A 12,086-nucleotide genomic window follows, 5' to 3' on the forward strand; every position below is an offset into this window, starting at 1 on the left:
ATGTTGTCTAGGCTTCGAAGTGCTTACGAGTCAGATATTGTGATGGCTGCCTGTGATCGTTTTTGTATCCTTTTCAGATTTATAGCAAATATTGTTAAGGTAGTTTGCGTCTGTATACTTTAGTTCATATGAAATGACATATTCAAAGTTAGGAATATTTTTAAATTCACCGTTTTTTGCTTCTATATTATAGCGATACTTTGCCCTATCTTTCAAGTAATCCGAGTTTTGAATTTCAATTTATTCTTCATTAAGAGTATTTTTCAGTGCTCTACTTAAAATTAGTTATTCTCTTTTATAATTTTCCTTTGCTTTAATAGTTCAATGAGAAGTTCAATTGTTGTATTTATAAATTAATAAAGGGATTTATTCAGAAGGCTAATTAAAAGGGAATAATAAAGAATCATATGCTTATCAGGTATTGAGTAGTTAAAAGTCGGCACACAGAATATAAAAAAAGGCTTATACGAAATTTATGTTTTTAATAAGTTTCACCATTGCAAAGGCTTCTTATTTGATACGCTGTAAATATTACAAAACTCTTTTTGAGATATCTCAACTTATGCCTTATTTCTTACAATAGTATAACTTTCCATTGACTAGTTACTATTGTCCAAAATGTTTACTAATAGTATTCACCCGTTATGAGGATCATAATACGAACAAATATTTATCTGATCATGTAAGTTGATTAAGTCGGGCAGAGAAATGTGCCTTCCATTTTATACCAAAGTTAAGTGATGATAGCAGATTTAATAATTGCCATTGAAAATGATCAGCAAGTAGAGTGCTATGTAGTTATCTTATAATTTTTTGTATCTAAGTACAGAAGCTTAAAAGTATTACTGCATAAGTGTAGTTTGGTTACTGCTAACTTATAATTGTTTCGTTACGTAATTAAAATATTAATTAGGTCAGATATAATTAAAACTTTATGGTTTTAATCTTCCGGATGTGTTTGATATGTTGGTAAATATGTTTGTATATCGCTATTGTTTAGTTATATTTGTAGTGCATATTTTTAACCTAATAAAGCAGGGAGAGAGCTTTGGTTAAAAATAACCTAAACTATTATGAAAAATATTTACATAATTCTATTGTTGGGATTTTTGTGCTTGCCTGTACACGCCCAAGTGGATGATTATTTTAATGGATATAAAATAAATGGTAATTTTAGTTTTGAACTAGAACAGCAACTACTGCAGAAGAATCATTTTCTAGATATCATACCTTTTTCATCCGATACCATTGTGGCTATTCGTCAACAATCCTACTATCTTACTTATAAGTTTGGTTTGCAGAGAGAACTTGAGATTAATGAATCTAGTATTAATCACTTAATAAGCGGCATTGACGACACCAACCAAACGATTGTAGGTAATTGTATTTTGTATCTCCAAAGTTTTTCTCCGTCAGAATTTAGTATACCAGCATTACAGCGTATTGATAGTTTATTGCAATCAGATAACCAATATCATTTTAGAGAATTATATAAGTTAGCTGCTTATTTAGGTGTTGGGTTAGAGACTATACAGAGACAGTTATTGCAGAAAGATAAATACAATAATAATCAGCGTTGGGTAATGCATTTAGCTTTAGCAAGGTTAGGACATGCTAAAAGTATTCAATATTGTTTACAGGTGGCGGAGCAAATTGCTGAAGGGAATGATCAAGTAGCCTACCTAGTGCCTGATTTAATTTATACACGTCAACGAGAGTTGATTAATTACTGTTTGGAGATTTTGAATAGTAATGAAGAAAACTGTTCCTCGCCAAACCCAGATATTGACACCAAAATTCTTTGCGCTTATAGAGTTCTTGAATTATTAGCCCCAATTATTCGAAATTTCCCTTATAAGCATAGTCCCTCAGGATATTTACAAGTTGAAGATTATCAAAAAGCACTATATGGTGCACGCGAGTGGTTTTTTAATAATCCTGATTACCAAATTAATTCAGATACCTTTTAAATTATGCCTAAATCAAAATTACTAAGGAAGAGTTTTCTGACTCTTTTAATAATGTTGTTTGCCATAATAACAGCACATGCACAGAATACACAAGAGGAATTGGAGCAACTATTATTGAATAGTTCTCAGTTCTCAACAGAGGGTAAAAGAAAAATAGAGGCAGCCTTTAGTGCCATGGATGCGGTAAAAAAAGCAGGTGCATATATCGAGTCGTTACAAGAATTGTTTGAAGATGGCATAGTTACTTTACCAGTTGGTATACAAAAAGGAGAATATGAGTTAATCATTCAGCGAATTAAATTGGATGAAGAAACGGGTAAAACAAAAATATATGCTACTTGCGCTTTCTGTTTTAAAGATAATGCACAGCCAATTGCCTTTGATGGTTGGGCTACTTTAGAGGGAAAAAAGGGGCTAGGTACTAATGGGAGTCTTGAGATAATTGAACCCATACGCCGAGGATTAGGAGATAAGGTGACATTAGTATTTAATAAAGGAACAAAAGTAAATTTTGGTTGCGATGGAATCGATTCTTTTTTTGCAAATCTGTGTGTTGCCTTTACATCAGATAAAATTAAACCAGTTGATGCCACAGGGAAACCAGCAGGGCAGTATCTAGCTACTAGTGTTCAAACATCATTTGCTAATTTTGATCAGTACACAGTATCCTTATCTTTCGATAAGTATTTTATGTTTGATGGCGCAAAGGATCTAATATTTAGTTTGCAAGGAGGAACTTTAGATCAAAGTGATACTGAAACACCAGCAATGGTTACTTTTCCCTCGGGTTATTTTAGTGGTGAGAATGAAGAGGCTCGTGCCCTTTGGAAAGGTCTCTCATTCAGTTCTGCATCCGTTTCCTTACCGGCTATTTTTAAAAAGCCATCAGAACAAGAGCAAACAGATACTACCGATATAGTAGGTGTTGAGGATAGGATAACTATTGGTGTAAAAGATTTTATAGCTGATAATAATGGACTAAGCGGAGAAATAAAAGCAGAAGAGATTATAAGTGCTTCGCAACTTGATAAAAAGAAGTGGGCCATAAGTATAGCAGATTTTTCGTGCGAATTACTAAAAAATGAAGTAACAGGTATTGGGTTTGGTGGAGATATGAACTTACCACCCTTAGGCAGTAATTCATTACTACCATATCATGCTTCGTATAATCATAGTGAAGATGCCTATCAGTTTGAGGTTGGCATAAAGGGGAAATATGATTTTCCGGTATTATCAAGTACGCTAAGTTTAAATGAAACTTCGTTTGTAGAGGTAGTAATTAAAGACAACGATTTTTACCCAACAATTAATGCAACAGGAGTTATAAGTGTGCATGCGCCAATAAGTAAGGAGGATACTACAAGTAAGTTTAATCTTCCTGATATTTCTTTTCAAGAGATGTGTATCAGTAGAGACGAACCTTATTTTAGTGTTGGGGCACTAGGTTTGTCGGGTGGAATTGCAGCGCCAGAAATTGCCGGCTTTCAATTATACATTGATAGTATTACACCATTTACCAACGATTATGGTAATGGCTTAGCCTTCCGAACAGGCGTTAAGTTGAGTGAAATGTTTGGTGGCTCAGCTGGTTTGCAACTTTATGGTGATTATAGCAAATGGCAGTTTGATAATTTAAACCTAGAGCGTGTAGATGTAAATTTTAAATCAGGGGCCTACGCTGTAAAGGGAGGTGTTTGGTTTAAAAAGGGTGATCCTATATATGGCAAAGGGTTTAGGGGCGATGTGAAATTTACCATTATTGATAAGTTCAAATTAGATGCTGTTGCTGTATTTGGTAAAAAGGATAACTACCGATATTTCTTAACAGATGTATTTACTGAGTTATCTCCCTCTTCGGGTTTACCTTTTCCTCCTGCACTATCTTTCTATGGTTTCGGAGGAGGATTGTACCAGCGTATGCAACAATCAAGTAACAATAGTGCGGATAGTGATTTTGGGAAGTCTTTATCAGGTGTAAATTACGTGCCCGATAATAACGTAGGTATGGGTTTTATGGCCTCAACAAAATTTGGACTTGTGGGGTCTTCTGCATTGTTTAATGCTAAAGTAGGTTTCGAAATGCAATTTAATAATAGTGGAGGGCTAAATTTTATTCAGTTGAGGGGTGATGCAGCCTTAATGAATAGTCCTGATTCATGGGGTACGTTAGCTGATAACATAAACGATGCTGTTAAAAAGGTTGAAGATTCAGGTGGGAAAATAAAAATGGCAGCCAAATCTGATTTATCAGTACCAGCAAACAAAAGTGGAGGCTTTTTAACGGCTTCCTTAAACATTAAATATGATATAGCTAACCAGGTTTTTTCAGCTGATTTGGCTACATACTTAAATGCGGGCTTTATTAAAGGTGTAGGACAAAATGATAAGATGGGTTGGGCCTCGGCCTATTTTTCACCCGATAAATGGTATACTTACATTGGTACACCTGAAGATAGGTTAGGCGTAGAGATACTTAATTTAGCCAGATCTGACGGGTACTTTATGGTGGGAGATGAGATTCCAGAATTGCCATTACCACCCAAAGAGGTATTGCAAAACTTTAGCCAAAGTAAAAGGGCACAGCTTGCACAACGCGATAATAGTTACCTAACGGCAGGAAGCGGTTTGGCCTTCGGGAGTTCTTTCGGAGTTAAATTTAATGCTACGTTACCTCCATTTTATGCTCGTTTTGGCGTTGGTTTAGGTGCCGAGTTTATGCTTAAAAATTATGGTGCCAATGCTTATTGTGCAGGTGGTAGTACTACCTTGGGTATAAATGGATGGTATGCACGGGCTCAGGCATGGGCTTGGGTTGAGGCTGGTATAGGTATGGAGGCCAAATTATTTGGGAATACCAAACGCTTTGAGATAATAGATTTATCTGCCAGTGCTTTATTAGCAGGTGCAGGACCAAATCCTTTTTACTTTACCGGAGCTGTAGGAGGTAGATTTAATGTAATGGGTGGGCTAATATCAGGCAATTGCGATTTTGATTTTGAAATTGGTGAAGAATGTAAGGTGATGGGGGGTAGTCCGTTTGGAGAAGAGGTAATAGCTCAAATAACCCCAAGTACTGGCGAAAAAGAAGTAAACGTATTTGCTGCGCCACAGGCAGTATTTAATATCCCTGTAGGTCTTGAAATGGAGATAGAGGAAGACGATGGCAAATTTGCATGGTATAAAGTTACTCTCGAAGAATTCTCGATTACATATACCGATACCAAACAAAAGGTTGCTGGTTATACTGATTTGAGCGAGGATGGTAAAATTTACTTGCTCGACCCCAATGATCCTTTTGAAAGTAATAAAGACATGTTGGTTTATGCAAAAGTTGGTTTTAAGCGAAAATTAAATGGTACTTGGGATTATGTAAAAGGTGCTGACGGAAACCCAGTTTATGAGAGTAAAGAAGCTTCATTTACTTCGGGCGAACGTCCAAAGTATATTTTGCCAGAAGATGTGGTGCATAGCTATCCCTTAAGCAGGCAATACAATTATTACCCTAATGAACATTCTGAAGGTTACGTTAAGGTTGCTAACAATTATGAGTACTTATTTACCACAAATAAGCCTGATGGTTGCGATCAAAAGCTACGATTTGTTGATAGTAATGGTCAGCAGCAAAATATTGCATTTACCTATAAAACCTATGGAGCTGGTAATAAAATTCGTTTTGAATTACTTTATAACACAGCCAGTGTAAGTTTTATTAACAATGAAATTTACCAATTGGCATTGGTTAATGTGCCACAAAGTATCGCTGGTATTACAGATAATATTACAAGTACCTCTACCAGCCTTAGCGATGATAATGATTTAAAAGTAAATAAACAGCAAGCAGAAGGAACCTTAGCATTGCTCGACGAAAAAACTATATATGATATTCAGTTCAGAACGAGTACTTATAATACGTTCGTAAGTAAAATGAATGCAATAAATATTGATAAGGGTATGACATGGCCCGAATACTTAGGTGTAAACCGATTAGTAGCTGGCCTTTCTGAAAGCGCGCAAAGTGGATCTGCTGAGATTTTTGATGGTTTTGAAAGTAGAGTATTAAATCGAGAGCTAAATTTAATGCACTTTAAACCAGTATATGAAGATACCAAATGGTATACCAAAGAAATTGCCCCCCTAATGTACGAAAATGAAGACCTATTAGAGGCTGTTAATAAAAAAGACTTAAGTCCAGGGGATGATGCTAACATCATATTTATGAATTTAATATCAGATGAAAATACGCTTAGTGATGAAGCTATTGAAGGGCTTAGTGAATGGATTTCACCAGGAGGATCAATTCAATATAGAGTTCCATCCTATGTAGATAAAGATTTTATGGACTTACAAACAGATATTGCCAATGCAGTTGTAAGCAACAAAAATAGCAGTAAGGGTATAAGTAAATTTTTGGCTACTGATTTAACTCCTAAATTAATAAATGGAGATTATGAAATAGAGGTGAGCTATACCTTACCTGGTACCGATATAGTTACATCAACAGTGCGCAGAACCCTAAAGCTTAACGAGTAGGATTTAGGCGATTAAATACAAAAAAAAGTAACACTGCCTAGCAGTGCCAAAATTAAATATAAATAACCGCATGTTTTTTTTGCGGTAGATAAAAGCTTAGTTACATCTTATAACTAACTATTAAAATACTAACACCGTAGTGTCGCAATATGTGACTCAGGGGGCGAAGCCGTACTAAAACAGCAAAAAAACAAAGTAGTATATAAATTAAATAAGATGTGTAAATAAGTTAGTAATTAGTGCATTATGTCTCGAATTGTATTTTAAACAACTTCTTTATAAGGTCTCTTATTTCGTTTCTATTATCTAAAAAAACCTAACACAAACTACCATATAAATTCTATGAAAAAAGCATTATACATTCTCCTCTTGTTACTTCTTAGCTTTACCACTAAAGCTCAAAGTAACTACCCCATATATGTAACGCCCACTTTAACTCCACCATACTCGCTAAAGCTAAGCGACTATAGTGCCATAGGTTCGCAAAACCTGGTGGTACAGGTAATAGTTAACGATTTAAATATTGTAGACTTGCCCATTAAGCTCCGTATAAAAATGGAGACCGCCGGAGTTACCATCGAAAATCCACCTACTTATACCACCACACCTATATTTTTAAATGGAGGAGTAACTACCATTCTGTTTGGCGAAGATTTGGTAGATAATTTTAATGTAAACAACCTCATATTTAAGGGTTATAGTAAAGATGCCTATTTAAAAACGGGTCAGTTGCCCGGCGGCTTTTATAAATTTACAGTAGAAGTACTGCATTTTAATACCAACCGATTAATATCAAATAGCGGCAGCACCAGTGCATGGATAGAATTAGGTAAGCCTCCATTGTTGCAGGCTCCCCTTCATGAAGCTGAGGCCGGACAGATTGTGGGCATGCCAATTACCTTTTCGTGGTTAGAGAGTAATGTTGGTTCGCCAGGGGCAAAGGGCAGTATACAATACTTATTCGAGATGTGGGAAATGCGCGTACAGGGCATTAACCCTAATACCATAGCACAAAGCATGCCTGTGTTTCATGAGTATACCACCTTTAATCATTTGTATCCTTTATACCCAAGCACTTTACTAATGGAGCCTGGCATGCAATATGCTTGGCGTGTAACGGCAAGCGATGTATCAGGATTGGTACCTTTTGAACAGGATGGACACAGCGAAATACGTACCTTTATATACAAAGCCAAGTGTGATAATGCCACCAATATAGCATCTGAAGTAAAAGGCAAAAACGGTACATTTACATGGGATGCCAGCGAAAACCACACCTCCTTTAATATTGAGGTGCAACAGCCACAAACATCGTGGTTTTTAAATAGCGAAACCTTTGATGCCAAAGCTTCTTATTTCGATTTAGAGCCAGGGCAAACCTACCAAATTAGGGTGCAAGGTGTATGTAATGGCGATCCTCAGCAAGTAAGCGATTATAGTGCATGGCACAGTTTAACCGTACCTGAGCCCAAACCCTTAATCGATTCTGAGGAGTGCCCAACTTGTGGCTGCGACGATGATATACCCGAAGTTGAACTTACCAACTTTGAACTAAAAACAGTTGAGGTAGGCGATACCATAGTAAATAAAAATGGTACAACCAGGTTTATAGTGCGCAGTGTAAAGGATGATGGAGCTAATACCTATAGTGGCGTTTTCTTATTCTGGGCCGAGATTTGGAGCGCTAAAATAGTTTGTAATTACGAAAGCTTACAAGTAAATACCGATAATGTTATTGTAAACATGAAGTTTGAAAGTGTTTACGACCCACAATATTTAGCAAACGTAGATGTAATTGAAGAGTACATAAATAATTTGGCTGATGATGTAGCAGAACTTACTACAAGTACCACTGTTAAGGACTCCATAACTATAGATAAACCCTTTGATCAAATTTATGTAAAGGGCGATTCAGTAATGGCCGTTACAGTTAACGATGATGGAAGTATTAGCGAAGCCTTTGTTTCTACAACCGATAATTTAGACAAAACATTAATTACAGGCTCTAATGGTGAGCAGGTGGTTATTACTGGCGATGGCAAAGCCATGGGCCTTGAGGAGTTTAAAAACACCGGAGGAAACAGCCGTTTGGTAAGTAATAACAACAGTAAAAAGGAAGAAGACTTACCCACTGATAATAGCATGGTAAGCTTTAGCCCATCCTCCAATCAGCAATATGGTTTTGATGCTTATAGCGATATTAAGCAGCTTATACAACATAACTACCCGGCCTTAAATAATGGCTACCGGCCAGCCTTTAAAAGTGTAGCAGCTTTTGGTACCGATAAAATTACAGCCAGCAGCACACAAGGGCTTAGCTTTAGAGACCAAATGGGCATACCCGCCATTGGTAACAGCAGCGAGCTAAACATACGTGGTAGCTTTGGTGGTGCTCAGGTACCATTATATGCCTACCGTATGCAGGCCGATAGTACCGAGCAAGTAGTAGGTAAGCTACAAATGCTAAGCTATACACCGCAAAGTAAAAAGCTATACATAGTGCAAGTAAATGGGGCCAGTATGCCCAACGAAAGTGCATTGCAAAGCACCCTAAATAATATATACGCACAAGCACTTACCACGTGGCAGGTGCAAAATTTAAATACAAACCTAAGCGTAAATTTTGCCAATGGTAAAATGACTCACGGTGGCTCAAGTGCCTTTACCACCTACAATACCGACCAAAAGGCCATTTTATCTGCTTTTGAACTTGCGGGCCATACCTTTGAGCGCGATGCCTCTTACCTCTTTTTTATTGATAATGTACAAGATAAAGATAAAAGTATAGCAGGCTACATGCCACTGCAACGCCAAGCAGGGTTTATTTACGATAACCCTAACCTTAACATTATTGCACACGAGCTAGCGCATGGGGCGTTTAACCTGTACCACACCTTTAGTGATAACTTAAAAATTGCCAATGAGGGAGAAACCCAAAACCTTATGGACTATAAAGGAGGTACTGAGCTTTGGAAGCATCAGTGGGACTTAATTCACGACCCTAGTAATGTTATGTTTGCATGGGGACAGGATGAGAAAGAGGGGGAGAAGGTACTTATAGGTAATGATGAAAAGTTAATAGGCTTAATTGAAAAATTAAGATGTTCATTTAAGACACAAGTACCATTTAGCTATAAAAAACCATTAGGCTTCGTTAATAATGTAAAAGTCTTTGATAATATAAAGCTGTATGATAGTTATTTATATGATGAAATAACTTTGGTTATAGCTGACGATATAGAGAATTATCTACCAACAGAAGCCTCTGTTAGAAATGTACAAGGCAAGTTTGCAATTGAACTTAATGGTTTTTCATTTTATGTAAAAGATGAGGAAGCAGCAAATAATCTTAAGAAATATATTTTTAATACTACTGATGCCGATTGGATAACTCATCAGGCTAAGCTCTTGGCTCAATTGACCAATGCAATTAATAGTTCAGATGATGAAGACTTAATTATAAATACGCTTTATACCCTCTCACCCTGTTCATATTCAGAAATGACTAATTCAGCAAGGCACAAAAGTCTTGAGGTAATGGCTGGTCAATGGCTTTTACCAGGTTGGAATGAGAAGATTGTAGTTGACTTAGTTGCATCTGCTTTAGATAATTCTAATAATGCAAGATCACTATATGATTATTTTAAACAGAATCCAGAGATACTATATAATTTATATAGTGGAAGTGATGAATACAGAAGTCACTTTGTAGAATTGTGTTCTGCATTGATGGCAATGAACTGGACAAATGATGAATTATACAGTATCGCATTTAATCGTTACTATATTATAAAGTCTAAACAATTGTTTGTTCGTTCTAGTTTTGATAAGGCCAATGGAATTGATATTTGGTCTAAGTGGAACGACACTTATGAAATGATTACTGAGGTTAAAGGATTATTTGCACTTGAACCTATTGGATTAGCATTAGAATGTGATAATTGTTCGGAATCAAATATTAACTATGTACCCGCTATTTTCTTACAAAGCCTCGTTGATAAATCAGATGAAGAATCGATAGAGCTATTAATAAATGGGGCGCTTACTTTTGCAGGTGGTTATGGATCTATTAACCTAATAGCAAATGGCTCTCGAATTGGTAAAATAATAGGTGCTATAGAATTACTTAACTTAACAGCCGATGGTATAGTTACAAGTCCTCTGGTTCGTAATCAATTGATGTTAACAAATGGAGGTAAGGAGTTTTTAGAATATTGGCCTTATATTAAAATGACAGTTGATTTAGCAACTGTAAGTACTGATATTTTAACTACTTTTGCAACTAACGGTAGAAAAGTTGGGAATACTTTATCAACTCTTCCTGATGCTGAAGCACAGAAAATTCTGTCTCGAATTGACGATGCAGAAGATGTTCTGAAGAGAAGAGGGGTGTTGGTTAATGTGGGGGGAGATTTTGCTCACTTCTTAGATGATGGTTTTGTACTGACTAAGAGAGCAGAAGTTATTGCAGATGGATTGCCTTCTCAATTTCCAAATTTATCGATAGATGAAATAACAGCAATAAAAGTTTATACAAGTGATGAAGTTAGGAATGGTGTAAAAATATATAGAGAATTAAACGCACAACTAAGAGTTGGAAGTAACTTAGACGGATATTATAGAGGATTAAATAAACTATTGAATGATGGTTTGGGTAAAATGACTCCGCACAACGGTAGTTTAGTTTATAGAGGTTGTGGTCAAGCAGAATCCCAATTGGCTAAAAATTGGAAAGTTGGAGATGAAATTACATTTAAAGATTTTAAGTCTTCAAGTGTTAAAGAGAATGTAGCCTTAAAATTTATGAATGATCAAGACGGAGATGTTATATATGAGATATCAAATCCTAAGGGATATAATATTTGTGAAATTTCTTGCCTTTCAAATGAAGCAGAGATATTTTTTAAATCAGGCTCAAAATTTAATGTTGATGAGCTTACATTTCAACCTAGGTTTACAGAAAGTGATCCTATAGTTAAAGTGATTAAATTAACTTATATACCATAGAATGAATAATATTTTAAAACAGTTGCAAAGTCTAAAGAATAGAATAGAATCTATAAATTTAGAGGATAAATCAAATTATGATGAAGATTATAAAAAGCATTTATCAATAGAAAAATCTGTTTACAAGCGATTGGTTGACAATATTGAATATCAGATTTTATCTGCCGACGAGAAACAATGTCAAAGAATCTTAAATCTTGCAAAATCTAGGGCGCAGGGTAAAGGTGTTGCAAATCAGTTACATGAAGTCAATTTGTACTCAAAAATAAGAGAGGTCATCCCATATATAATGGCAATTAGCTATAAAATAAATATGGAAGAAAAGCACCTAACGGAGGATTTATTGAGCTTTTGTGAGGATCAATTAGAGATTATAGATGCATCTCCTAATAAATTAAAGATCATTTTTCCTACTAAATTGGAAGTTGAAAATGCTTTTAAGAGTTATACAGAAAGAATAAAACGAAATAAGATATCCAGTCTTAAAGTTTATTATCAACCTGAAGTTAATGAGAAAATAGAAGAACTATATCATATGTTTTTGAGTATTGCTATTTAATTAAAGTGTTCGTCCCCCCC

4 protein-coding genes are annotated in these 12,086 nt (G+C 35.7%); all 4 read left to right on the top strand.

Annotation, left to right across the window (positions count from 1 at the left end):
- Nucleotides 1-1,073: 1,073 nt before the first annotated feature.
- Nucleotides 1,074-1,970 (top strand): hypothetical protein, encoded by an 897-nt coding sequence (locus tag A8B35_RS11440; protein ID WP_068473048.1) that lies wholly within the window; start codon nt 1,074-1,076, stop codon nt 1,968-1,970.
- A gap of 3 nt (nt 1,971-1,973) precedes the next feature.
- Complete coding sequence (locus A8B35_RS11445; protein WP_139314872.1) at nt 1,974-6,500, top strand: hypothetical protein; 4,527 nt, start codon at nt 1,974-1,976, stop codon at nt 6,498-6,500.
- Between the two features lie 342 nt (nt 6,501-6,842).
- Nucleotides 6,843-11,507 carry an ADP-ribosyltransferase domain-containing protein gene (locus A8B35_RS11450; RefSeq protein WP_068473054.1) on the top strand — a complete coding sequence of 1,555 codons (4,665 nt, stop codon included), beginning with the start codon at nt 6,843-6,845 and terminating at the stop codon, nt 11,505-11,507.
- A gap of 1 nt (nt 11,508) precedes the next feature.
- Nucleotides 11,509-12,066, top strand: coding sequence for a hypothetical protein (locus A8B35_RS11455; RefSeq protein WP_068473057.1), 558 nt, complete (start codon nt 11,509-11,511; stop codon nt 12,064-12,066).
- Nucleotides 12,067-12,086: the final 20 nt, after the last annotated feature.

Origin of the sequence: Saccharicrinis aurantiacus (genome assembly GCF_001660705.2) — a bacterium.
GTDB lineage: Bacteria > Bacteroidota > Bacteroidia > Bacteroidales > Marinilabiliaceae > Saccharicrinis > Saccharicrinis aurantiacus.